The organism is Acinetobacter sp. YH12041 (assembly GCF_013419975.1).
Classification (GTDB): Bacteria; Pseudomonadota; Gammaproteobacteria; order Pseudomonadales; family Moraxellaceae; genus Acinetobacter.
In genome coordinates this window covers 22,441-48,443 of record NZ_VOZC01000013.1, presented here as the reverse complement: position 1 = coordinate 48,443, position 26,003 = coordinate 22,441, and the positions used below count along the sequence as shown (strand labels likewise).

17 protein-coding genes and 5 pseudogenes are annotated in these 26,003 nt (G+C 40.1%); 10 read left to right on the top strand and 12 right to left on the bottom strand.

Going from position 1 to position 26,003, the window contains the following annotated elements; translation table 11 throughout:
- Positions 1-153 precede the first annotated feature (153 nt).
- Genes FTU00_RS11020 through FTU00_RS11010 form a run of 3 tightly spaced genes read right to left on the bottom strand, consistent with a single transcriptional unit; the run spans position 154 to position 6,287 of the window.
- Positions 154-3,342 (bottom strand): tyrosine-type recombinase/integrase, encoded by a 3,189-nt coding sequence (locus FTU00_RS11020; protein ID WP_154320135.1) that lies wholly within the window; start codon positions 3,340-3,342, stop codon positions 154-156.
- On the bottom strand, positions 3,326-5,596 hold the full coding sequence (locus FTU00_RS11015) for a hypothetical protein (RefSeq protein ID WP_070153152.1): 2,271 nt from the start codon (positions 5,594-5,596) through the stop codon (positions 3,326-3,328). Before FTU00_RS11015 ends, FTU00_RS11020 begins: the two co-directional genes overlap by 17 nt.
- A complete protein-coding gene (locus tag FTU00_RS11010) occupies positions 5,583-6,287 on the bottom strand; it encodes a hypothetical protein (RefSeq protein ID WP_094069346.1) in 705 nt (234 codons plus the stop codon). The genes FTU00_RS11015 and FTU00_RS11010 overlap by 14 nt, the downstream gene beginning before the upstream one ends.
- Positions 6,288-6,998: 711 nt before the next feature.
- Here FTU00_RS11010 and FTU00_RS11005 point away from each other — a divergent pair.
- The 4 genes from FTU00_RS11005 to FTU00_RS10990 are packed head-to-tail and all read left to right on the top strand — an operon-like array spanning position 6,999 to position 10,780.
- Positions 6,999-7,289: a helix-turn-helix transcriptional regulator gene (locus FTU00_RS11005; protein WP_070153163.1), complete on the top strand. Its 291-nt coding sequence runs from the start codon at positions 6,999-7,001 to the stop codon at positions 7,287-7,289.
- Positions 7,279-8,628: a type II toxin-antitoxin system HipA family toxin gene (locus FTU00_RS11000; protein WP_179994267.1), complete on the top strand. Its 1,350-nt coding sequence runs from the start codon at positions 7,279-7,281 to the stop codon at positions 8,626-8,628. The genes FTU00_RS11005 and FTU00_RS11000 overlap by 11 nt, the downstream gene beginning before the upstream one ends.
- Before the next feature lie 18 nt (positions 8,629-8,646).
- Positions 8,647-9,651, top strand: a complete 1,005-nt coding sequence (locus FTU00_RS10995; RefSeq protein ID WP_070153169.1) for a YecA family protein — start codon at positions 8,647-8,649, stop codon at positions 9,649-9,651.
- Between the two features lie 10 nt (positions 9,652-9,661).
- Entirely contained in the window at positions 9,662-10,780 is a 1,119-nt protein-coding gene (locus tag FTU00_RS10990) for a hypothetical protein (RefSeq protein ID WP_179989052.1), read from the top strand.
- A gap of 143 nt (positions 10,781-10,923) precedes the next feature.
- Here the strand turns inward: FTU00_RS10990 and FTU00_RS10985 are convergent, their stop codons facing one another.
- Complete coding sequence (locus FTU00_RS10985) at positions 10,924-12,237, bottom strand: ATP-binding protein (protein ID WP_070153175.1); 1,314 nt, start codon at positions 12,235-12,237, stop codon at positions 10,924-10,926.
- A gap of 237 nt (positions 12,238-12,474) precedes the next feature.
- On the opposite strand from FTU00_RS10985, the pseudogene FTU00_RS15670 reads away from it, so the two are divergent.
- Positions 12,475-12,780, top strand: a pseudogene (locus FTU00_RS15670) (transcriptional regulator).
- Positions 12,777-13,691: pseudogene (locus tag FTU00_RS10975) on the top strand (type II toxin-antitoxin system HipA family toxin); the annotation flags it as partial. The pseudogenes FTU00_RS15670 and FTU00_RS10975, both read left to right, overlap by 4 nt.
- A gap of 44 nt (positions 13,692-13,735) precedes the next feature.
- Here FTU00_RS10975 and FTU00_RS10970 read toward each other — a convergent pair.
- The 3 genes from FTU00_RS10970 to FTU00_RS10960 are packed head-to-tail and all read right to left on the bottom strand — an operon-like array spanning position 13,736 to position 16,875.
- Complete coding sequence (locus FTU00_RS10970) at positions 13,736-16,144, bottom strand: DEAD/DEAH box helicase family protein (protein ID WP_094069352.1); 2,409 nt, start codon at positions 16,142-16,144, stop codon at positions 13,736-13,738.
- A gap of 25 nt (positions 16,145-16,169) precedes the next feature.
- Positions 16,170-16,541 carry a type II toxin-antitoxin system HigA family antitoxin gene (locus FTU00_RS10965; protein ID WP_000354814.1) on the bottom strand — a complete coding sequence of 124 codons (372 nt, stop codon included), beginning with the start codon at positions 16,539-16,541 and terminating at the stop codon, positions 16,170-16,172.
- Positions 16,542-16,572: 31 nt separating this feature from the next.
- A complete protein-coding gene (locus FTU00_RS10960) occupies positions 16,573-16,875 on the bottom strand; it encodes a type II toxin-antitoxin system HigB family toxin (protein ID WP_154320130.1) in 303 nt (100 codons plus the stop codon).
- A 390-nt stretch (positions 16,876-17,265) separates the two neighbouring features.
- Between FTU00_RS10960 and FTU00_RS10955 the strand changes: the two genes are divergently transcribed.
- Positions 17,266-17,469, top strand: coding sequence for a hypothetical protein (locus FTU00_RS10955; RefSeq protein ID WP_094069354.1), 204 nt, complete (start codon positions 17,266-17,268; stop codon positions 17,467-17,469).
- 22 nt (positions 17,470-17,491) lie between these two features.
- On the opposite strand, the gene FTU00_RS10950 is transcribed toward FTU00_RS10955, so the two are convergent.
- Entirely contained in the window at positions 17,492-18,373 is an 882-nt protein-coding gene (locus FTU00_RS10950; protein ID WP_179989051.1) for a hypothetical protein, read from the bottom strand.
- A 67-nt stretch (positions 18,374-18,440) separates the two neighbouring features.
- The gene (locus tag FTU00_RS10945; RefSeq protein WP_167846514.1) at positions 18,441-19,994 is read right to left on the bottom strand and encodes an esterase-like activity of phytase family protein; all 1,554 of its coding nucleotides are present in this window, start codon (positions 19,992-19,994) and stop codon (positions 18,441-18,443) included.
- Positions 19,995-20,468: 474 nt separating this feature from the next.
- Between FTU00_RS10945 and FTU00_RS10940 the strand changes: the two are divergent.
- Positions 20,469-21,296, top strand: a pseudogene (locus tag FTU00_RS10940) (TonB-dependent receptor domain-containing protein); the annotation flags it as partial.
- Positions 21,297-21,564: 268 nt separating this feature from the next.
- Here the strand turns inward: FTU00_RS10940 and FTU00_RS15665 are convergent.
- Together FTU00_RS15665 and FTU00_RS10935 are read right to left on the bottom strand one after the other, a co-directional pair.
- A pseudogene (locus FTU00_RS15665) lies at positions 21,565-21,651 on the bottom strand (HNH endonuclease); the annotation flags it as partial.
- A gap of 38 nt (positions 21,652-21,689) precedes the next feature.
- Positions 21,690-22,922, bottom strand: coding sequence for an ATP-binding protein (locus FTU00_RS10935; RefSeq protein ID WP_094069408.1), 1,233 nt, complete (start codon positions 22,920-22,922; stop codon positions 21,690-21,692).
- A 335-nt stretch (positions 22,923-23,257) separates the two neighbouring features.
- Between FTU00_RS10935 and FTU00_RS10930 the strand changes: the two are divergent.
- Positions 23,258-23,560 (top strand): annotated as a pseudogene (locus FTU00_RS10930) (transposase); the annotation flags it as partial.
- Here the strand turns inward: FTU00_RS10930 and FTU00_RS10925 are convergent.
- A complete protein-coding gene (locus FTU00_RS10925; RefSeq protein WP_154320127.1) occupies positions 23,545-23,883 on the bottom strand; it encodes a transposase in 339 nt (112 codons plus the stop codon). The pseudogene FTU00_RS10930 and the gene FTU00_RS10925 overlap by 16 nt on opposite strands.
- 305 nt (positions 23,884-24,188) lie before the next feature.
- On the opposite strand from FTU00_RS10925, the gene FTU00_RS10920 reads away from it, so the two are divergent.
- Positions 24,189-25,946 carry a ShlB/FhaC/HecB family hemolysin secretion/activation protein gene (locus tag FTU00_RS10920; RefSeq protein ID WP_154320126.1) on the top strand — a complete coding sequence of 586 codons (1,758 nt, stop codon included), beginning with the start codon at positions 24,189-24,191 and terminating at the stop codon, positions 25,944-25,946.
- The last annotated feature ends 57 nt before the right edge of the window (positions 25,947-26,003 follow it).

Genomic DNA, 26,003 nt, shown 5'->3' with positions numbered 1-26,003 from the left:
ATCAGGTTGATGGAATTATATATGGCCAGCCTAGGCTTTTATCAGCATTAATTAACTGTATAACCCCCAAAAAAAATTAAAACAGACACTCACCATTAAAACTTAGGTGTAGCACGAGAGTTAAGCAGTATCCGTTACGATGATTTATTGAAGTCATTTTATTTCTAACTGCAATTGAGCAGGCCTACCAATGCAAGCCAGATGTAAACAAAATTTAAAAGCCGGTAGTGCTTTGCCTTGTTTTAAGGAATATAGCTGTAAGCGTGCATTATTTTCTTTTGTTGTTGGGTAACCTTCTAGTTTCTGATTTGCCTTGGCAAGTTTGAGTAGATTCGGCGTAATTTCTTTGTTTAAAAAATTAACCATATCTATTCCAAGTAAATGCCACATGTTGGCAGGAAACAGATCTTTGGCCGCATAGTAGAATTTTTCCAGATTCTGAATATTTTTCCGCGTTGAATGTAAACCTGTATGTGAAGCAGTTACGTGATTAATAAAGAATTCTAAGACATACCTAATATTTTCAGGTGACTTTTGATAGCAGGCTTGTAGATAGTTAAAAAAATGTGTGACCAATAAAAGGTCCTCATTAGTATCAATCATTGACGGTTTGATGTATTGCAGTTCGGTTATATGAAAAAGTCTTGGATTGTTTTTTCTAGATTTAAGTTGTTTGAGTTGGATTGCATTGTCATACCAATACTTGATGAGCTCATGAGATAGGCAAAGTTCTTGTGCTACGCGCTCCGTATCATATTTGTATAACTCTAATAAGCAGAGTGCCTTATAAAATAGATCAAGATCGATTTTAGATTCTGGAGTCGCGACAAAATAGTCAAAAATACAATGTTCTTGCGTTTGATTTACCTCTAATTCTGCATGTAGTGTGTGAGCATTGCTCGCTATCCATTTTTCTTGATTGTTTAGAAGGAGTTTACAGAGCGTTGTAGCATGCATTTCAAAATTGAATTCAGACTGATCATTGAGCGATTTTAGAAAATGTAACTCTTGTGTTGAATTGCTTATCCCCAGCATTTTCTTAACCAAACCATTGCTTAGTAATGGGCGATATTTGGAAAATTGATAACCTGCAATAAAGTAAGCTACATGAATATAACTTTTAAAGGTCTCGATGGGTTCGAGATGCCCCAAAAGATGTGCGATGATAATCCAATGATTTTGATCAATTGAATTACGTAATAACTCAGCCCTGAGCTGATTATATTCAACTTCCGTATAGTCTGTGAGGCTATCAGACAAAAAATGATAATCACATTTAAAAATTAATGCTAAATGATTTGCTGCAGAATGTCTAAATGAATGAAATGTATAGTGATGTTGCTTGAATAACTGATCCATAAAATTTTTAAAGGGTGCAGTCAGCATGTGCTGGCTGAGTTTCTTATTCTCATTGAACTGACTGAATAAATAATCATTCGGTTTTTTTGTTAACCGCTGTTTGACAACATATTGATGAAATTGTTGATACTCAGATGCTTTGAGTAAGCAATACACGGGCACGCTACGTTGCGCGCTGTCAGTCTTTAATCTGTGTTCATTGCCTATTTTTTCTGACCCATATGGCTTGACCAATAATGATATTCTGTTTAATCCTTCAGTATCTTTGATACGTAAACCAATCATTTCATTAATTCGCATCCCAGTTCTGTAAGCAAGCGTATAAATAAGACTAAGATTTTCATAGTCATGTTGAGAGATGATATTTTGTAGATGTGCTTGTTGAAGTTTTTTGATTAACAGTTGAAATGTGACTGGGCTGATAATACGTGTGCGTGGTCTGGTTTGTTGATCCAGCGTCTCTAAAGTGAATGCTGGGGCATCGAATAGTTGTTCTTGAAATTGATGAAAACGTTTGAGTGTTTTTACAATTTGAGCAGCCGATTTTTTAACAGTATCTTCGAGCAGACTTTCAGCAATACAGTTATTTTGATAAATCTGTGCATATATTTTTTGCAGGCGTGTTTCTTCATCGTCCTCAGAAAATTGATATTGTAAAGAATAGATTAGCCAAGGCTCACCAATTCGAGTGTAGTATGTGTAAATTGAGCTTTTGGCTAACTGGCTATTGTTGGAAATGATTTTAGCAAAAATTGTAGCGCAAAAATCAAATCTCTGAGCTAGCAGATCTATATCTTCTTGAGGTGGTTTAAAGAGACTAATTAACCACAGGGTGATTCGTTTACTGTATTCATTAAAGAGTTTTGCATTCTCCATACAATAATCGATCATGAGTTGATAGATTGGGGCATCTGTTTGGCGAAGACGAATAATTTTTAATAAGTCTTTATGAATTTTTAGTACATCTTTTAGTGCATCTTGCTCATGATGCAAATAAACAGTTTGTGGAGGTAAATTCTTAGACTGATGAATGACTTCAGTAGTGAGCTCATGCTTATATTTAAATTTTGGTTGCACAAAACGCTCAAACTCTTGTTCGGGTAAACCACAACTGAGTAAATTCCCGATGAGGCATTCAGAGAGCGCCGGATCTATATCTACGTTGGGAAGCTGTAACCAGTTGTAGCGAGCATGCTGAAGTAAATGCGATAAGCTATTTTTTTTAAACTTTTTCTTTATTTTTCGAAAGATATACTCAAGATAGCCCTCTACGGGAAGATGAACATGTCGAATATCTCTCAGATTAAAATGTATTAGCCACAGACGTGTGACGGGGTCTGGAATAAAATTTCTAGATTTTCGAACAGTATATTCATCAATAAAAATATCGCCATAATGATTAGAATGGGATTCTAAAAAAAGAATATTAAGGTCTTTATAATGGCGTACTTTTACTGGATTTCTGAGGTGTTCAAGCAAGGCATTAAGTTCAGCTTTTTCATTTAAGCCACCAAATAGAATGGCAGACAATATAATATTGCCCACGATTTCCTCATTTGAGAATGAGTCACAGCTTTCAGCCAATTCCCAATAATTATAAAGCTGTTGTACGAGGTCATTTATTTCATGACCATCGGCATTCCAGCTCATGGTCACGATAGGCTTATCTCTTTTAATATCTAAAACAGCATGAGGCAGCTCTAAATCCAAGCGATGCTGAGCATTTAACTCTTTGATGTAATCTTCAAAAAAATCATATGCAAACTTGATCCACTTTTTACTCGTAGAGTTTTTCTTGATGTGGCTATAAACCTCGCCGTAATCACCTAGCAAATGTGGATTCTGATCAAACTGCTGTTCTGAAAAATATTTGCGGAGTGAAGCATGAACTTCATTTTGAATTTTTTGTTCATTTAATTGTCGAGTAAGTTCTCGTTTCTTTTCGGCAAACAGTTGATCTGCTTTTTTAAGCGATGAGGACATTTAAATTCACTCCAATAATTTCAAAATATTCCTGCATTTCATTTAAATGTGTTGCGAGCGCGCGATATTGGTTCAGAGACAAACTAGAAAATGGATGTGCGGCTTCCTGTTGGAAGGCTTCATGTCCAAAAAGTGCAAGTATTAAAGGCTCGGGGATTTGTTTGTTGGTGAGAAAGGCACGTGTTGTATGGCGGTGCCAGTTGGGATGTGCTAACCCAACTTCAGGATGAAAGTCACGCACATTGGAAGGTGTAAGCGGAGTGAGTGTGCCATTTTGTAAAAGATTTAACAGAGGCTGTTCATTATTAAATATGGCATCAATTTGGGCTGAGATTTCGCGGTTAATCGCCATGTAATGTTGTTGGATATGTTCGAGGAAACGAAGATATTTCTTTAATTCACCGATGAGAAATGCACAAAGTGGAATCAAGCGTCCAAAGCCACGTCTACCACCGACCTCTTTGTCAGACAGCATAATTGTCTGTTGCTGAAAACTTATATTATTCAAAAAACCTGGAAAGTCCCGAACAGGTCGTGCAGCGGTAAACAAAAGTAGGATATGCCACATCCAAATGCTATAAGCATTAAAACTTTCTACCCAGTCGTTATCTGAAGTCGTATAAATTTTGGTGTAAAGATAGAAAAGGATGTCCTTTATGACATTTTTACTTGGTGCTTTTTGGCTACCAAAGCAGATGGACTGATCACTATAGACAATATCACCGTAGTCATTTTCAGCGAGCTGTGTACATAGTTCAGATAAAACTTTGACATAATTTTTTTGTAATTTATTTACATTGTAATGGCAGTAAGAGCTTGAAGAAGAGTGACTTGCATCTACACCAGTGATGATGTCAGCAAGTTGCCTATTGCCTGTTTTTTGCAAAATAACATGATGCAGTAATGAGCTAGTTTTTGATAAGTTCAGCTGAGGAATTTTGACTTCATCTTTTATTATTCTAATTTTTTTCTTTAGCTCATCTTCAGTGATGATTGGTTCTGCTTTGATACGATCAATAAAGTGATTTGGGATAGGGATATCTAAATGAACGGTGTTATTGATCAGTGACTCCGGATATTCAAACGTTGCATCTTCAAAAATGCTGAATTTGGTTGAGAGATAGTATTGGTCACTTTGCAATTTAATGACTTGGCGATGATTTAATCTTTTTACACGCCTTTTTTGAAAATTTAACCAGTCTTTAAAGCCAACGCCTGTGATTAAGCAAAGTAATACAACGAGCACGCTTTTATCATTATGTTTTTTATCATCATGATACAGGTATGTAATTAGGTCAGAAATAGTATAAACACTTGGGAGTAAACAACTTGCAGTGAGCAAATGATCTTGTCGTTGCATATGTTTTGGAATTAACGAAAGTGCCATACGTTGGGCATTTTTAGAATGTCTGGCAAGTGGTGTAATCTGATCTGCTTGAACAATAACAGAGGGGTCTTCTTGCTCGTCAAGGGCTTGCTCATTAGCTAAACCTCTATTACTTTTTTTAGTCTCAATGATTTCGTTAATAGTTCCATCGGTATCCCATGTACGATATTGCAGTTTACTATCTACACTTGATTTGGCAATTTTTGGACGGCTTTTTAGTACATAATTGAATGCAATACGTAATTCATCACAGAAATTTTTCTGAAAATCATTTAGTTCTTGATCTGCTTCAGGTTGAAGAGCAGACTCTACAAATTGCTCTAATGATAGAAATAAAGCAGGGAATTTAAGAGTTAAGAATGCTTGATAATCTAATGCGTGAGCATCTTTTTTTTTTGCAAAAAAAGACTTGTTTGCAACGCGGAAACGCTGAAATAAGCGCTTAATCGTATTGAGATGCTCTGTATGTTGTTTTTCAAATAAATCTGGTTTGATCTGCGGCAATGCTAATAAATATAGTGCTGCTTTAAGGACGAGCACATTCCAGGTGAGTAGTTCCGTGTGCGCATGATAAATGCTGGCAATACTGTTGATGTAATACGTGATTGGGGAATCACCAATTTTAGATTTTCTAGACGCTTGGAGAGTAGCGGGAATGCGAGGTGGTGAACTTGTAGAAATATCAGATTCAATCTCACTGAGAACAAGCCCCTTAAGATAATCTGAGCAGTCATGGTAAACCAATAGATCTGCGATAAAGTTAATATGTGCATGAAGACACAAATCCTCAGCATTAAAAAGCTTTTTTAATAAGTCTGATAATAAAATTTTGGGTTGAGGAAGGGGCTTAGTTTCACTTTCGTGCATATGAACAATTCCAAAAATCTGTTGGATTTGGTGAAAAATCATTTTGATTTAAATAATGATCGACGACTTTTGATTGCTTGCTGACTTCGTCAAGTAGATGCTGGCGACGTGCATGGATTTTTCTGTTTCTATTGTGGAGTTGTGTATGGCTAAAATTGAGTAACTTACCAAGCCCCTCAAGACTGAGCGTTTTATGTGCTTTGAATGAATGTAAGCGATTAAAGTCGAGTAAAACTTCAGTCGAAATATATCGGTTGATCGCTTGCTGAAGATGCTGCGGATTTAAATTGTGTATATCAAAAGTATTTGCTTGCAAAAAACTTAAGAATTCAAAGCTTGCATAGTGTTTGAGTTGTTGTTGTAAGTTGGCATCAGGTGGGAACGTATATACATGTAATTCCTGAGGTGAAGGCGGAAGCTTCATGTGATGCAGGTACAAATCAAAATTATCAGCGATCCAGAAATTGGATATTCCTGCTATAGACCAAACATTGAGTTTGTTTGATGCTAAACGAAAATGAGAAGTTAATCGTAGAGCTCGAAAGGCCATGTGATAGCAGTGATGAATGCCAGCAAAATCTGGATGAGTGTTTAATGCGAGTTTAGAAAGATCTCGCTTGAAGATAATTTTGGGGTTATCAAAATTAAATGAACATTCAGAAGTTACTTGTTTACGCGTTCCACGGCACATATTTAGATTATTAAAATATAACTATGATACATTTCTACTATTTAACTGTTTACTTTTCAAGTAATCTAACGGTATTTATTGTGTAAGTGTAGAAAAGTAGACACAATTTATAGTTTTGGTGTGCATAATTTAATTTGGTTCTATTTTTATTAGTAATATTTTTAAGCTATTACCGAGGTTGGGATTGATTGATTGTATGGCTGTGATTCCTGCTACAAAGTAGTAAAAGTTAGATCATAAAAATACCCCAACCTTGGCAATAGTCACCAACATAATTTACATTAAATTGTATAAATTGCTGTGTATATAAGTACAATAACATCAATAACTTACGTTTTAAAATATTTTTATTGGAATTAATGTTTATTAAGATCGTTTAATTTTGGTCACATAAGTTTTTAAAAATTTACCAAATAATCACCAACATAATTTTGTGATGATTAATTAGGTAAACCGAATGGTAAAAAATCAGGTTGATGGAGTTATATATGGCTGAACCGTACCGGGTTTGTCGGAGACTTTTTTATTTAAGTTAGGCCACCTGACCTAACGGGTTAATCTTATGCTGCTGTTAGGGTCTAAAAATAGCAGTTTTGAAGGGCTTTATCGAGTGATTTTTTCAACACTCTACGCAATTATGGATATCATAGTATCCACTTTATGTTTTATTTCGCTATAATGGATATAACTGTATCCATTTGGTCTTTGCGGATGAATTTTACCTTACTTGATGATACCGATGTAAGCCAAGCTTATGCGGCTTATTTACGTGAGTTACGCAAGCAGGCAAAGCTGTCGCGCGCTGCATTGGCTGAGCGAAGCTGCGTACCTGCGGCCACCATTAAGAAATTTGAGCTGACCGGGCAAATTTCATTTCGTCAATTGCTGTTGCTATGGCAGACACTTGATTCGCTAGATAGGCTTTATCAGCTCACGCAACTTAGCAAAGAACGCGCTGCTATACCCATGAGTATTGATGAGGTGCTAAAAGATGAGTTTTAAACCGATTCAGAAGCTTAATGTTACTCGTACGCTAAGCTCAGGTGAGCAGATATCTGTTGGAGTCTTGGCGCAGAATCGGCAAGGCGTTTTTTTTCAGTATACTGACGACTATTTGCAGCAGTTTGGCAATTTATCACCGTTTACCTTGCAAGCGAATACGCTAGTTCAAGCCGCACCTAAAGCGCCGCACCAAGGTGTACATGGCGTATTTGGGGATTGTTTGCCCGATGGCTGGGGCATGTTGTTACAAGATCGTATTTTCCGGCAAAAGGGCATCCTACCTAATCAATTAACGGCGATGGATAGACTGGCCTTTGTCGGTGATAAAGGCATGGGAGCGCTGTCTTTTGCTCCGGTGTCTGAGTTTTCAGCCACGACATACGCGGACATTGATTTAGCAACCTTGGGCTTAGAAGCACAAACGCTGTTCGATGCTTCAATGTCAGATTATATGGATGATAATCACGATGAGTTAGATGGGCATACGCAACAGGTGTTGGCCGCATTAGTCGCCGGTGGTAGTTCGGGTGGAGCAAGGCCTAAGGCGCAGATTTATATGCCTGCAGGGGAAACTCAGCATTGTCGAACCTTTGCTCAGCCTGGAGATGAGGCTTGGCTGATTAAGTTTACCTCGAAAAATCTCGCGCTCGGGCATGAAGAAGGGTTGTGTGAAGCGGTTTATTTGCAAATGGCCGAGCTTGCCAAGTGCCAACCACCAGTCTGGCAACTCATTGAAGCACCAACTACAAGCGGTGCGTCTGCCTGGTTGGCGCTTAAGCGTTTTGATTATGTCACGGAGCAGGCCCGTTTAAGCGGTAATCGCAGTTCAGGTCGCTTGCATATGCACAGCGCTTGCGGGCTGCTGGATGCAGACTTTCGAACGCCAAGTTTAGATTATATTGACTTGATCAAAGCCAGCCGTCAGTTGTGTAAATCTCCTGCTGCTGGGCAGCTGCAATTTCGCCGTGCCGTTTTTAACCTGCTGTCGTCTAACCAAGACGACCACAGTAAAAACTGGGCGTTTTTGCAAGCGGATGACGGTCAATGGAACCCTGCACCTTTTTACGATGTTACCTACAGCCCACATCCATTCAACGAACACGCCACTGCTTTCGGCGGTTATGGCAAAGTGCCATCGCTTAAGGTGATGCAAAAACTTGCTACTAGTGCTGGCTTTGCGAATTGGAATGATGCAAAGCAAGTTATTGAAGAAGTCGCAGAAGCCATCAGCCAATTTACGTATCTTGCCAAGCAACAAGGGATCAGTAAAACAACAATGTCCGTGATTGCTAAGACATTGGAGCAGCGTAAACAAGAAAATGCAGCGCTTTTTCTATAACAATAAGAAGGGACAGTAATGAAGCTCGGCCGAAACGATCCTTGCCATTGTGGCAGTGGTAAAAAATTTAAACGTTGTTGTATGAGCAGCGTTTCCAAGCAACATGCCCAAGTCTTCGATGATGTTGAAACCATGCTGGCAATGAACCCAAATTTGAGTCTTGATGAACTCAATGCCGCTTTGCAGCACAAAGTGCAAGAACGCAATCATCAACCTCATCCCGATTTTTGTGGCGTAACGCCAACGCAAATGGCCAATTGGCTTTATGCGCCTTTTGATGAATTAAAGTGGGTGACAATTTGCACTCCCGACTCTCTTTCTGCCAGCCCAATAATGCGTTATCTAGCCCTCATTCTTGATGAGGCCATGGCGCAAGAAGGCTCCTTCAAAGCCACGAGTAAAGGCAACTTACCGGCTAAGTTGGTTAAACAGGCCAGTGAGTTATTGCCTGAGTTTGCCGTTGCTCAATTAGAACGTAGTATAAGCATCAGCGAGTTTTCGGGCAGCAATGAAGACAAATTTAATGCCTTGCACTACACCCGAGTGCTTGCCGAAATTAGCGGTATTATTTATCGGCGCAGTGGCCGCTACCATGTAAAAAAATCAGCGCAAAAGCAGTATCAAGCGCTAGGCATACAGGCCTTTTTCAAACCTATGTTAGAGGCCGCTATCAGCAAATATAACTGGGGTTATTTGGACAGTTTCGAATACGATGTCGACTTGCGCACTTTTTGGTTGTTTATGCTGTGGCGTATTCAAAGCCACAACAGTGTGGAGCAGCTTGTGAAAGAGGTGATGACAGCTTTCCCTAATCTATTGCTGGTATTCCCTACGGATGATTACTTCTCGCCAGAAAGAAACTTAAGTATGCTCATCGAATCACGATTTATTGAGCGATTTTTGCAGTTTTGGGGATTTGTAACGATTGACCCAAGACGTTATATAAACGCTGAACAAGTCGCCAGAGTGATTCAGGTACAGCCTTTGTTAAAACAAACTTTTCAATTCACAATAAATAAATAGCAAGGTCACCGTGAGCGAATTTCAATACTATAAATTTGAGCGTCTGGATGGGTATTTAGATGCTAAAGCACGTCAAGCACTCAGAGCCATTTCAAGCCGTGCCGAGATCAGCGCTACGGCCTTTCAGGTGTATTACACCTACAGTGATCTAAAGGCCGAGCCTTTTGAGCTGATGTTAAAATACTTTGATATCGGTTTTTACTATGCCGATTGGGGCTCAATCGATGTATACATCAAGCTACCAGCAGGAACGCTTCCAGATGCGTTACTTGGCTTTTCAAGTGATGGACTTCATGTTCACGAAAACGATGAGTGGCAGTTGCTGATTTTTTCCCTTGAGGAGTGTGATGAGTATTTTGACGATGAGCATGCTGACGACTTTTTCCAGCATTTAGCCGCTTTACGCGGCGGGTTAATGCAAGGGGATTGGCGCCTTGTGTACTTAATGTGGCTCAAAGCGTTTGATTTTAATGATGGCGTTGAGCGAGTGCCGTTAATTCAATTCGATTTTGAGCACCTCAGGGAAGAGGAGCAGTCGTTTGCTGCGCTGTATGATATTCCCTTAGCATTGGTTAAGGCGCTCGCCATGGTGCTGAGCGAACAACCCAGTCACCAAGCCAAACAAACTCAGCTTACGCTTGATGCGTGGATCCATAATCTCTCGCAAGCAGAGAAAGACACGCTATTACGCACGTTGTTTGAGCAAGGCCAGCTAACCCGTCACCAAGCCTTAGCGCTGACGCGAAAAGAACCTGTCAACACAGACGAGATCTATCAATACTGGTTAACTTCCGCCGTCATTTCTCCTTTCATTGAGCAAGCGCAAAGTCAATTACAGCAAGAGCAAGCCGCAGCACTCGCAAAAAAATTAGCTATCGAAAAAGCGGAAAAAGAAAAAGCGTTGACGTATATCTACAATCAACGTGAGCACTACTGGCAGCAATCACAAGAGCAAGCGGATCGAACTTGCGCCAGTGGTTACGATGCGGCATCACGCTATCTGCATCAGCTGTTTGAGGCCTATCAGTTCAAAGCTGATGAAGCGGCGTTTGAACAACGTTTTAAGCGCTTTGTTGTGGCGAATAATAGCCGTAAAGCACTGTTAAATCGCTTGAGTGATTTGCTTTAAACGATGAGGCGATAGGCTGGCCAAATGACGTTAGCAAAAAACCGATTGAGGGTTGGTTGAAAGGTTGTAAGCCCACCAAAGGTCTACAAATTGTTACCTATGAAGTCACTTTGTGTAGACCTCGGGGTCTAAGTAACGCGCTTTTACCATCTCTGTGGTAAATACTGCGTGAAATACAAAGGCATCACGATATTGGTTTGCTCTAATGCGGATGAGCCTTGTGTACCCGTTAACTTAAAGGTTTTACTTGGAGTACATTTTTCAACGTAGGATGCCAACGATTTTGCTCTTGTACGTTTACCACTTTTGACCTCCACAGGGACGATATCGCCTTCATCGGTCGCCAAAATAAATTCGATTTCGGCACGGGCGTCATTCCATGAATAGCTTGGGTCAACGCCAATGGCAGTGAGCTCTTGTTGCACAAAGTTTTCAGCCACATAACCTTTGTATTCATAGTTTTGTTGCTTAATTTCTTTATAACTGCTGCCGAGCATATGATTAAGCAGACCCACATCAAACAAAAACAGTTTCACCATATTTTCTTTTTTATAGGCCGCTAACGGAGATTTCGGCAATCCTTCAATAGGGTAGTTTGGCAAAGCTAGGCGGCAGCAGTTAAGCCAATGGATCGCGGTTTCAAAATCGCTATAACGAGATTTACGCTCATGCACATGCTTAAATTTAAAGCGTTTAACCGACTCATCGCTGACAAGTGATAGCTGGGCTGGAATGCTATTAAATACCGATTCAATCAGTGTGGTGTCGACCTTGCCCGCGTACTTACCAAAATCGCGGCGATAACCTTCCACTAAATCGGCATGAATTTTTGTGACTTTTTCAACACGCTCTAGAATGCTTGAATCCTTATACTGATACCAAGCAGAAACGGCTTCCGGCATACCACCAGTAAAAAAGTAGTCAGTGAGTTTGTCCATCAATTTGGTGTGTACTGCCGGTGTGCTTGCTTGACTATCAAACGCTTTGATCAGCGCTTGCTCGTTGGATGCGTAAATAAATTCTTGGAAGGTCAGTGGTCGTAAATTGTATTGTTCTACCTTGCCCACAGGGAAGGTGTTGAGCAAACCAATATTCGAGCCGCTGGCAGCGACAAAATAGGACGGTGCTTTTTCAGCAAAGTACTTTAGTGAGGTAACGGCACGTTCACATTCGCCAATTTCATCTAATATCAGCAGATCGGTTTCTGGGTTGAACGCTTGGTTGGTTAACAACTCAATATTCATTACTAGCTCGTCAGGTGACAGAGAGCCATCGAACGCTTCTTTGTAGGCAGGGTTTTCAAGGAAGTCGATACGAAGGATGTTGGCAAAGGTATTCCCAAATAACTCTTGTAGCAGATAGGTTTTACCTGTTTGTCTTGCACCATCGATCAATAATGGCTTGCGCACCGGTTGATTTTTCCATGTTATTAGGGCGTTTAGTAAGTTGCGCTGCATTGTCATTTCCCGCCAATTAAGACTGTTAACTGCCTGTAGTATAACTCAGCCTACACTTTTACGCGCAGAAAAGTGCGGAATTTTACATTTTTATGCGCATAAAAGTGTAATTTGATGACCTTTGGCATTCAGGGATTCACATCATCGCCTTGGCCAACGCGCAAGCTAAACCTAAAAGTAGGATATAAATCCAATTATATTGAGTAAAGTGGGAATATAGTCCCTTTGGTTGGTGATATGGCTAAGCGTGACTTACACAATATATTGTTTCCAAAGCAGCGTAAAATCCTGACGCAGTTTGGTGAAGACTTGCTGTTGGCGATGAAAAGACGTGGTTTTACCAAAAAGCTACTGTGTGAACGTACTGGTTTTGATCATAAAACCGTGAATTAAGTCTTAGCCGGTGATCCGGGCGTTGCCATAGGCACTTACTTAAAGGTGATGGCCGTTCTTGGCATGGAAAGCAACTTTGCAGAAATGGCCGCCCATGATGAAGTGGGTATCAAGCTGCAAAACATAAAATTGCTGGAAGGTTCAAGATGAGCCGTGAAATCGTTGAAGTCTATGCCGACTGGCAGCCAATTGAAGCACCTTTGCTAATAGGGCTGCTTTCTTACAGCGATTCAAGCCGAGGTGGCGTGTTTAGTTTTGCCTACGATAAAGCATTTTTAACCTCAGCCTATCGCTTGCAAATTGATCCCATCCTGACCCTCCACTCCGGTGTACTCTAAAACGATGAAGTCGATAAAAGCTTCCGCGCATTTCTTGATTCATCGCCTGATAGATGGGGGCGTATTTTAATGCAGCGGCGTGCGGCGATTGAGGCGCGCAAAGGCATTCGAGCAACAAGTCGATTAAACGAATTGGATTACCTGCTGGGCGTAAATGACTCTTACCGGATGGGTGGTATTCGATTTAAGCGAACAGGCTCGAATGCTTTTTTGGACGACAATTCTGAATTTGCTGCGCCGCCAATGGCTTCTTTGCGAGAGCTAGAGCATGCAGCAATGCAGATTGAAAAAGACGATAACATCGACAGTGACGAGTATTACCGCTGGTTGAAAATGCTGATTTCTCCAGGCTCATCATTAGGTGGTGCAAGGCCCAAAGCTTGTGTCACAGATGAACAAGACCACTTGTGGATTGCTAAGTTTCCCAATTTAAACGATACCCATGATGTGGGCGCGTGGGAGATGGTCTGTTATGAATTGGCGTTAGCGGCAGGTGTTGACATGTTTCCAAGTGAGATGAGGCAATTTTCGTCACAGCACCATACCTTCTTAACAAAACGGTTTGACCGCGACGGTGACAAGCGGCTGCATTTTTCGTCGGCCATGACACAGCTTCAATACTATGATGGTGAACAATCTCAAGGTGCCAGCTACTTAGAGATTGCTGAATTTATTTCCAATTGTGGAGCACAAACCACAGCTGATTTAGCTCAGTTTTGGCGTATGGGGGTAAAGGCATGGGGAAGTGTTTAATGAAGTGCTGCTGTTTATTTTGGCTTGGTATTTGGTGAAGGGATGTTTTCTAATTTCAATGAAGGTTGCTTGTTACTGTTGTCATCAATGTACTCAAGGGCGTACCTCATAGCCTTGTAGCTTTTCTCGCGTTTTTTAAACATGCGTTGCAGCATAGGGAGAGTGCAGTCCACATAGTCGTGAATAGTGACTTGTGTTTTGCCTTCCGATTCACGATGAATACGACCGGCATATTGAGCCAATGTTCCTTTCCATGAGATGGGCATGGCCAAAAACAACGTATCCAGTCTTGGTAGGTCAAACCCTTCGCCTACATATTTTCCTGTTGCGACGACGACTTGAGCCGATTGCAGATGATTGTCAGCGTTCTTGCGTTCCGCAGCTTTCATGGCGCCTTTAAGTACGACAGTGCTTATACCCATTTCGGTAAGTCGTGAGTGTATGGATTCTGCGTGCTCTCTACGCTCTGTAAGGACTAACGGGTGTCCGCCATTTTGAACACACTCGTAGGCGTCTGAGACGATTTTTGAAGTGCGCTGCTCATTATTGACGAGCCAGCGGTAGGCATCGCTTATTTTGGGGCGCTCATCTGTTTTTATAAGCTCTGCTGCTGGTACATCGTAGAGCTGATGAATCATCACGGTTTGAGTAAATTGCTCATCAGGGCTTTGTTTCACTTTGTAGCGAATAGGCCCTGCCGCCATAAAAATGATCTTTTGATGACCATCTTGTCGCTCTGGTGTTGCTGTAAGGCCCAATACATATTTTGCTCTTACCTCGTTGAGTACCATTTCAAACCTTGGTGCAGATAGGTGGTGGCATTCGTCAACAATAATATGGCCGTAGTCTTGAATGAGAGGAGTGATGGAATTGTCTTTTTTATTAACCAAACTTTGGTAGGTGGCTATGTCGATAATGCCACTCGGCTTTCTTTTACCTCCGCCTATACTGCCAATGGTTACTTCGGGTAGGAACGTGCGTAAGCGCTCTTGCCATTGTTCGAGCAGTTGTCGGCTATGAACCAGTATGAGGGTATTTACTTTGCGTTTTACGATCATAGCAATGGCAGTAACCGTTTTTCCAAATGCAGTTGGCGCATGCAAAATACCGAAGTCATGTTTAGATATTGCGGCCACTGCGTCACGCTGGTTCTTTCGCAAAGTGAACTCAGGGGTAAGCTTTAATAATGGTTTACCAATTTCACGCTTATCGTCAAATAGTGGCGAAATGTTTTGCTCTTGTAGCAAAGCAATCGCATCATCGAGGCAGCCTCGCGGTAGTGCTAGATAACCGTTTTCAATACGAGCACAGGAAATAAACCTCGGAATGCCATGGGTTGAAAAGCGCAACGCTTGTGTTTTAAAAAACACAGGATTAGAAAAACTAGCTAATCGCTTTAGTCCGGCCAGTAATGGCCCAGGTAACTCGCTCATCAAAAAGTAGATATGGTTGGCCAAGGTAATGGTCACGTTTTTCGGCAAAGACTCTAATTTTATTGGTGCGGCTTTGGCTGTGATTTCCCAAGGAGGGCGGTTGTCTGTTAGCCCTTGCTCGGACAGTAATAGGGTGTTGGGTGAAATAGTTGTTATGAGTTGGTCAATACTCGACTGAGTGAGCGTTTTAAGCTCAGCAAGGTACCGCCATTGATCATCGATGGCATTCAGGTCACTGTCAACAAAGCAACTACGACCTGAAAGGCGAGCCTCCTTTTGAAGTGGTAACGCAATGAGATTGCCAAACCCGCCTTCAGGAAGTACATCTTGGTTAGGAAAGAGCCTGTCATAGGAGTCAAACGATAGATTTGGAAATATTTCCATGGCTTTATCAAGCAAAGCGAAACCCAGTGCCCGAGCATGGTTCGCTGGGATATTGGTTTCAAAAAATATCCATAAGTGAGCCCCGTTGCCAGAACGCGAGATTTCTATCGCGTGCGGAATATCAAACGCTTGGCACACTTTAGACATTGCTTTGACTTCTTCTTGCCAACAGCCTTTGTCAAAATCGGCTGCCAACAAATAGCACGAATTATCTTTAAGTAGTGGATACAGACCTACCACTTGATGACCGGCAAGGTGCCTGTAAATAATGTGCTCGTTTAATTCGCTAAACTTTCGGTGTGAACAGTCTTGGCATTTAATGCGGGGTTTGTTGCATAGCCCGCTTACCCACTCATTATCACAGGCTACGGAATAGCCACTGCGCCCCTGTTGATTTTGCCAACGATTGGCAAAGATATCCTCTCTTCCACGAAATCGTTGTCTGAATAAGGCGACCTTTTGTTCTGGCGTGAATGTCTGTACTGAACGCTCGATTTGAGCGCTACGCAAAGCCTCTCTTAATGCGAGAAGCTGCTGCTTTTCATTTTCAAGCTCAGCTAGCCTGTTATCAATAGCAGAAATGTTTGGGTAGCGAGCGTCATTCATAACAAACTAATTTTGATTCGCAGCACTATAAAGCGCGAACTTGCGGTGGCTTGATCAGCGACTCTGCTGGAATACCTAACCCTTCATGAAGTTTCCAAATCATTTTTAGCGTGAGTGATCGCTTATGGTTTAGGATTTCATAAACACGATTGCTTTTACCTATCATGGGTTCAAGATCTTTAACGGTTAAGCCTTTGCGCTCCATCTCAAACTTTATTGCCTCAACAGGGTCTGGCAAATCCATTGGAAAATGCTTTGCTTCGTAGGCCTCGACTAACGTAACCAAAATGTCCAGCTTTTCGCCTTCGACGGTATCAGGCTCCGCCATCATTAGGTTTTCGATGTCGTTTAATGCCGCGCGGTAGTCGGCATCTGTTTTAATAGGTCTGATGTCCATTATATTTACCTCTTGTTACTACCTTTTGGCTTCAAATCGTTTGTACATCAATTTTATCGTATTGCGCATGGCTGCCGATAAACCGTATGTAAACCACTTTGTACGCATAATTGATCCAAGCAACTAACCGGTATTTATTACCGGCAATGTTAAACACGACACGCCCATCTTTGAGGATGCTGGCATTTCTAAAGTCCTGTTTCACATCCGCCGGTGCTCCCCAATCAGCGTTTAATGCATGCCTATACCAAGCTAACGTTGGCTCTTTAGCGTCAATGTATTCTGAGCTGTCTTCCCAAAATGTTTTTAAGGTTGATAGTGCGATAATTCTCATAAATAGATATTAGTCCCAATTTGGGACTTTTGCAAGTTTGGTATTCTTGATGCGGTTAGGAGTTGTTACCGCATCCCCAATTGCCCCATTCCTTGGGGCGGTTCACATCCCTCTTATTCACCCTCTTAAGCTCGGCATATCAAGTGTTGCCCCATTGTCCCAACTGCCACGGTAAGTGATCAAATGGGGGGCTTGCTATTTTCGCCTGATGGGCCTTTTCGACATGCGGCTGCGTTTGCCATCGAAGAAGGCCAATACTCTGAACCAATAGAGTGATTCTTCATACCCCAAGCTGTGCGTTGGACGTGCAGGCGGGATGAGCCCCAGTTTGCGTCCTAAACTGACAATCACGTAGAAGCGAACGGAAAATACCTATACGAGCCTGAAACTGTGGCTGAAGTTGAGCATATTCTAGGTGCTGTTGTTGTTCTATTAAGACAGCCGATTTATTCACTCGGTTTAGGCTGTGTGATTAATGTGTTTAGAACAGCCCAAGCTTTAAATATTGGGCTTGAAATTGGGGCAGAGAAGGATAACTTGTATCTCAAACCTGATCTGACAGTTACCCATTTTTTATTGTTTCTATCAGGTTAAATTTTCTAGATGTGTATGAAGGCTAATTGCAGAAATTTGATTGATATTGGTACACAAACTGAGTCTTTGTTGCTGTCGAAGTTGGTGCATTATATTGGGTTAAACCTTTTAAAGCACTGAAGCTTAAAGCAGCACGATCAACTACTTTTCTTGTGAAATTCGCATTGGGATCTGAATATTTAAACGAAATTTCTGCTAAAACAGGTTTTAGACTACCGTAAGGCAATAGGGTATACCATAAACTTAACTCTAAATCTGCATCGAATTCACCTAAATCAATCGTTGCACCACTATATTTTCGTTCATAGATAGTTAGACCACCAACTTGATTCAGGGCTAGACTATTATTAAAATTATAGTCATTTTTGAAGCCAGTAAATAGAATATTGATATCCTCAAAATCGTTAATGGTTCGCGAGGTTGGTACGGTTGTTGACTTGCTTGCAACTACAAGGAAACTCAAGTTATCTTTACGAGTAATGTCATCTTCTAGCTTAGTTTTTGCGCCTGATACATTGCTAGTCAAATCTTTGAAGTCAGCAATATAATGGTCATATCCACGATACTTTAAAGTTACTTCTTTTGTACCATTTTCATTACGCTCTCTGAAGCTGTATCCCATATTTTTTAAAGTACAGCTTCCTTGAGTATCGTAAAAGCGGATTTCTCTTTGTGTATCAAAGATCATAGCACCAGTTACGTCACGACTGATTTTATTTTCAATCGCATTTTTCACCGCTGAAAAATAGCTATTTATGCTGCTTGCTTCATTTCCATAATTAAAATTTATGGGATCTAATAGTACTTTGTATTCGCGAGATGTGGCTTTGGGAGATGCATAGCTCAGCGATGGTAGCACTGTAATTGCCAAGAAAGTTATCAAAGCCGATTGAGTTATTCTCATTTTTCTCTCTAGACAAAAGTTGAATTTAAAAAGCCCAAAAGTTTTAGCTTTTGGGCTTCATTCATTGTTATGGGTTGAAAAGATTTAACTTATCGGCAATATATAAGGTAGGTGTATCGACACGCATGCCCACATTATCCAAATACTTTTGCTCTAAACCATTGGTTGTCCAAAGACCCATGTCATCATCATTCACAATGCCAAGAGTTTGTCGGTTAATCAACCATAGACCTTCCATTTTGTCATGCGCATAACTTACACGTTTACCCATATCCAATACCAATGTTTTACTTACTGGCTGAATATTTAGTGCTTGTAATGCTTCCCATTTTTTATCGTTATTGATGAAATATTGCTCGAGGGTTTTACCTGCAATCGTTAAACCAAGTTTAGGATCTTGCACTAGATCGCCCTGAGTTGCGATATCCTCCAAATTGGTAGCATCCTTCAGATCAATACGATAAACATGTTTCATGATATTCGGATCGTCTTTAAGGAATTTGCCATCACGTTCCAGTACTAAAAACTCATGATCATTAATCGCAATAATAGCTGAGTTTGAGTTAGCATCAATTTCTTGACGATAGAGATACTGAGCAACTTTTCCTGTTTCAAGATTGATCGTCACAATACGTGTTAAGGTTGATTTATTAACAGCTTTAGTCGGTAAGTCCATTGTCGATTGCATAATCCCAACCAATGTTTTTTGGTCAGGTGTAATAGTTAAACCTTCCATACCACGGTTGGCACGACGATAACTAAATTCTTGCGGTAAAGTGAAGGTATTGCGCACATCATTTACAAAAGGATTAATACGACCAATTTCTTTTCCATTGGCATCATAGTGCACAATGTGAGGACCATATTCATCACTCACCCAGAATGTACCATCATTCAATGCTGCCAAACCTTCAGAATCGAGACCGTAATCATCAAGTTTGATAGGGTTCGTTATTGGGTCATAAGGCTTTGATGGATCTTTAGCGATGACCTTGCCATGAATATCGTAAGGTGTTTCGCCTGTACCACCTAGTGCAGCAGTATTCGGTAATCCACTAATATTATTTCCATCACGATCTTTTAATAAAATCGTTTTGATGAGTTTGATTGAGCCATCATCTTGTACCTCAAACAACCCAATTTTAGGTATATAGTCTGGCATTGGAAAAATCTTACCAGCACCATTCACGCCATCATTATAGTCAGCATTTGGGCCACGATCTGTGATTGCGTAAAATTGTTTATTGTTCGTAGGATGGGCAGCAACATCAGAGCCAAAGCCACCCTGTCGAAGTGTAAATGCACTCGCAATAGTTGTTCCATTCGCCTTAAAGCTTGTTAAGTTTTGGTAAGGCAATGCAACCCCTTGGGCAAATAAGTTTGGACCACACTGGATGGAGCTTTGCTGGATTTCATTCGCATCCAACTCACCATTTTGATTTTTATCCAAACCACTTTCAATACGTGTTCCAGCACTCCAGCAATCATCATTTCCAAGTACTAAAGGCGTCTGTTGAATCAAACTATTCAATCCATTTTGACCATTGTCCCCATCATCAGTACATGCGGTTAATAAAATTGTCGAAGCTAATAAAGCTAAGGTTAGTGGTTTTTTTTTCATTTTTTTGAAGCATCATGTTTAAAAAGCTTCATCATAAGAAGCAAAAATGACAATTACATGAATGAAATATGATCAATGTAAAATTTTAGCAAATTAAAAATATCAGTAGTTTGTGGGGGTTATATCTAGGTTTTCTTCATTATTTATCAAATGTGGTTTGAGGTAAAATTAAAATAAAACTTTAAACTGCCACAGTATTCTAGATATAAGCAGCCTTATTATGAAGCTGTCTCATAGGGCAGGGTTATACCAATGCTAAGTTTGAAGTGATTGAATCATCCTACTTACTAACGACACAATGTGACGTGTCGAAATTTATGTTTATTGAAAATTCCCCCAAATAATTTAAATTACTGTAATATTTTCCAATAGTTAAAACATTGCTAGTAGCATCATCAACTTAAATGTACTGTGTTGCAGGTAATAGAATTAAGACATCAGAAATAGCTTCAGCACCATGACTAAACCACAGGCAATGGTGATGACAGTGGTTCAACAGATTATCAAAAGTTACTTCCAACTGTCGCTTTAGGCTGGGATATATTACCTGAGCTTTATACTTATGCTAGCTATGGCAAAGGCTTCGAAACACCAACCTTTACCGAGATGGCCTATCTTACAGTAGGGACTTCAGGCATTAACTTTAATTTAAAACCTGCGACCAGTGATACCGTAGAACTTGGCTTAAAATCGCAGAATACCTTAGGGTTATTTACTTTTGCTGTATTTCATACTGAAACTAAAAATGACATTGTGCCTGACGATGCCAATGGCGGGCGAAGCACATTTCGTAATGCAGAAAAAACCTTACGTGAAGGCTTAGAGTTATCGTGGCAAAAACAGCTCTGGCAAGCACTCAATATTCGAACCAGTTATAGTTATTTAGATGCGACTTTTGATGCTGATATTCCAGCGACCACAACCAAACCGCTGATACAAAAAGGAACATATATTCCAGGTATTGCCAAGAATCAAGCTTTTGTAGGCTTGGCATGGCAACCTGAGCAGGGATTTCAGGCAGGCTTAGAAGCACGTTATATGGACAAGATTTATGTCGATGATATCAACTCTGATACTGCACCAAGTTATACGGTCGTTGCGGCAAATGTTGGCTATTTGTGGGTCAATAAAGACTGGAAAGTAAATACTTATGCACGACTAGATAATTTATTAGATCGAAACTATGTGGGTTCCGTGATTGTCAATGATAGTAATAATCGTTTCTTTGAGCCCGCAGATAGACGAAATTTTAATGTTGGACTATCGATAAAAAAATATTCTAACATAGGCTTTGTTGCATAAATACATAACCAACTGATTTTGTTCATTAATTTTTAGGTTGAAATTCATACAAACCTATTTAAATCAGAAGCTTACAAAATCTTTATGCAACAAAGCCGTGGAACAGCCACAAATAAACTCAGTAATAAATTTTTAAACATATTAATCCCCCGTTAAGTAACGGATTATAACAGCCGTAACTATCTAATCACATGCAAAAAGTAGCCGTTTCGCCTTTTCCTGTCCTCACATGATGCAAGCGGACCATACATCTTAATCAGATAGAAATCGAGTCGAGGTAAATCAATCCATCACAAATGGAGCAGAAATTATGCTTGATCACACTCTTGGTTAATGCTGAAAAGTCTTTGAGTTTTAATTAATAAATAAGTGTATCCATGTCTACCCTCAACTTTACTTATTTTCAGATAGCAACCAATCGAGAGCACTCATTTTTACAATACCATTATAATTCGCTTCAGTCCCTATCGTGTCTAAGGTAAGCAAATACTTGGGATACGAATCAGAAATTTTCTGTAATGGACGTAACTCTCGGCTGAGTGTCTCCTCATTGAGCGTTTCTAATGCCACCTGATAATAAGTTAAATTCTGTAAAGTATCGACAGCAACAAAATCAATTTCATATTCATCAACCCGCCCTACATAGACCGTATAACCTCGTCTGACAAGCTCAAGATAAATCACATTTTCTAAGATATGACCTTGATCAGCATTAGCATCAGGCAACATAATCCGGCGCAATCCGACATCAACTAAATAGTATTTTTCAGAGGATTGTAATAACTCACGCCCGCGTACTTTAAATTGTGCGGCACTATAAAATAACAAACTGTCCTGTAAGCCCTGAATATAGCGTTTTACTGTTTCAAATGAAATTTTAACCCCACTTGAAACAAAGGTATTTTTAATTTTATTGATGGAAATAGGTGAGCCTGTCACGCTTGCCAAATATCTTGCGACACGCTCGAGAGAGTTAATATCGGCAGTATTCAAACGGGGAATAACATCTTTAAACATTACACTGGCATAGACTGCTTGCAAGTAATCATAAGTTTCCTGCTGGCTAGTCATGGCAAGCGTATAAGGGAAACTACTGCGCGTATACATGGCATACAAATCACGATTTGATAATTGTTGGATGATCGGATTATTTTCAATATGCCACTGTTTAAATTCTTGGAATGACAGAGGTAGAACATGTTGCTCGATATAGCGTCCTGTAAGTAAAGTCGCAAGTTCTCCACTTAGAAAGAATGCATTTGAGCCTGTAATATATAAATCGATATAATCCCGAACATATAAAGAGTCGACTACTTTCTCAAAATTTGTAACATGTTGTATTTCATCTAAGAAAACATAGTTTTTTTTACTTTTATCAACTTTGGACAATACATAATCATGTAGTTTACGGTAATCGGTGAGTTCTTCAAATTCCATAAATTCGAAGTTGATGGCAATGATGTTTTCGGCTTGTACACCCTGTGCTTTTAGGATTTGTTGAAACATTGCCAATAAGGTGGATTTTCCAGAGCGACGCACACCTGAAAGTACTTTAATGACATCACGGTCTTGCCATGTATTCAGAAATTTTAAGTAGCCATCACGTCGAATATTAGCGCTTCTCATTATTTACACTTGGAATCTAAAGTTTTAATAAATTATATCAAATTTTAGAACGTATATGTAAATATATTTAATTTTAAAAAAAGTTTAAGGTTAAGTGAAACATTCAAAGCTGCTGTTGAAGTATACGGATAGTAAATGTAATAAAAATCCAGATTCTATCTTTTTTGACTCTGTACACGACAAAAAACCTAAATATGCCTAATATCGTATCTGGGTCTACTCCTTAGATGAGCAATGGTGATGCCTTGTTTTCGGATTTGTTGAGACTGTAAATAAAACTATGTAAACGCTTAAACTCCCCCAACGTTGTTGGGGTCAAACAAAAGGTGTTTACCATGAAAGATGAAGCAATGTTGGCACTCGCTAAAGAGTTAGCCAAGAACCTAAAAACCGAACTCGATCTCAATAATTTTAGTCGGGCTTTAAAGAAATTGACTGTTGAAACTGCCCTTAATGCGGAACTCACCGACCATTTAGGTTACGAAAAGAATAGTCCACGAACAGGTAAAAATGCTCGCAATGGTTACACAACGAAGCGTCTACTGACTGATGATGGTGAGTTTGAACTAGATACCCCTAGAGATCGTGAGGGTAAATTTGAGCCACAGCTTATCAAGAAAAATCAGACCCGTATCACAAAGCCAATTTCTGCTTTTGAGTGAGGTAAAGCAATTTGAACCGTTAACATATTAGTAGAAATAGGATCTAATGGTGCAGAGCAGGATAAGGCAATAAATGCAGGTTTATTCGGTGGTGGTGAGCGATCATTCTTTGGTTTACCATCAAATAAGCGAATCCATTTGGATACAAGATTTGCATTCAATCCATGTTGCAAAGCGACCGAAGCAATTGAAACGTCAGGTGCTTTACAAGCCTGAACGATCTGCTGTTTAAATTCAGCACTGTATGTTCTTCGTTTTTTCGCTAGAGATGCGATGGATGTCTGATTATTTGTCGTCATAAATTTAAGTCCCCACTTGTTTTTAAGTGGGGACTAAATTAAGGCTTATAGGATGAATTCATAAGGTGTGTTCAGCGGACGCTTACGAAAAAACAGCCAAGTGCTCATATGGTACAGTTATATCAAGAACAATGGTCAGATTGGCTATCAACGACACATGTGGCAAGTGAAGGTGTCCTGCAGAATGAAAGTTAAGTGTCTATTGAGGGGTACAATCTAATGGGAGAAATTGAAAAATAAAATACCATTGAATATTTGGTCATTATTTGTTAATTTCTGCGCAAAATTTAACATGCAATAAATTTATGTTCAAAAAAAATATAGTATTAAAAAGTATTTTGCTTACTTTGGGTGGTTTTGTTGTTACTCCTTTTGCATTTGCAGAAACATTTGATCCAGCGATAGATGGTTTGATTCGAAACCAGCAGCGCCAAGCAGAACTAGAAAAAATTATACAACCAGAACGTGATGTTAATTTAGATGTCATCCAAAAAAAAGAAGCTGTACAACTTACCGACCTTGAAGATCAGAATTGTTTTGAAATCAAGACAGTTGAACTTGATGGCGAAATGAGTAAGCATTTTGATCAATATGTGCAACAAGCGTTAAAAGATTTAAGTTTTACTCCAGGTTTATGCATGGGTGAGCAGCGAATTAATCTGTTGATGACGCAAACGCAGAACATCATCATTGGCCGAGGCTTTACTACGACACGAATATTGGCTGCACCTCAAAACTTAAGTACAGGCGTATTAAAACTCACCGTCATTCCGGGATTAGTTCGAGAAATCAAACTCGATTTAAGTGATGAGGAAAATACCCGAGCAGGCCGAATTCAATATGCCAAAAATATCTTTCCAATGAAGAGTGGCGATATTCTCAATTTACGTGACTTAGAGCAAGGCTTAGAAAACTTAAAAAGACTGCCTACAGCGGAAGCTGATATTCAAATTATTCCTGCAGATGCGCCCAATCAAAGTGATGTTATCGTCAAATGGAAACAGCGAAAAATTCCAATTCGCGTGACCTTAAGTGCTGATGATGCCGGTAGTCGTCAAACCGGTAAATACCAAGGTAACATCACCGTTTCAGTCGATAACCCTTTATTTAGAAGTGACTTATTTTACGTCACCATGGGCCGTAACTTAGCAGATCAGCAAGAGATTACGGATCAAAATGGAACCACTGTGAAGAGCGGAACCCATAACTATGCCCTTCATTATTCAGTCCCTTATAAAAACTGGCTGATCAGCGCCAATGCGAGTCGATACAATTATGACCAAGCTGTTGCAGGCACCAATAATGTCTATAACTATAATGGAGAAAGTCAGACTCAAGACTTAGGCTTGACCCGATTGCTTTATCGGGATGCCAAGCGTAAAACCTCAGCGACCTTGAAAGGCTGGCATCGAGAATCTAAAAGCTATATTGATGATGCCGAACTGACCATACAGCGCAGAGATGTTGCGGGTTGGCAGTTAAACCTTGATCATCGTGAATATATTCAATTTGCAGTGCTGGATTTGAGTCTAGGGTATAAGCGAGGCACAGGTGCATTCGATTCATTACCAGCAGTTGAGGAAGCGCTGAACGAAGGTACATCACGGATGAAGATCTGGACGCTAGATGCCAATCTGAATGTTCCGTTCCAATTTGAGAACCAGCAATATAGCTACTCAAGTGCCTTTAGAGCGCAATACAATGACACCCCGCTGACCATCCAAGACCGGCTTTCCATTGGTGGAAGGTATACAGTACGCGGTTTTGATGGTGACCTAACCCTAGCAGCAGACCGTGGCTTCTACTGGCGCAATGATTTAGCCATGTCTATTTTTCCCGCACATCAATTCTATATGGCCTTGGATGCTGGGCATGTTGATGGTCAATCTGCCCAATGGCTTTTAGGTAAAACCCTTGTGGGTGGTGCGATGGGGCTACGTGGTCAATTTAAGGTGGGTGGCACTTTTTACTACGATATATTTATCGGTAAACCAATCAAGAAGCCTGAATATTTCCAAAATTATGATTTGAATTATGGTTTTAGTGCCAGTTATTCATTCTGATCTAAAGAAAAGTACAAACTAAAAAATGAGCTCGTAGTATTAAAGCGAAAAAATCTC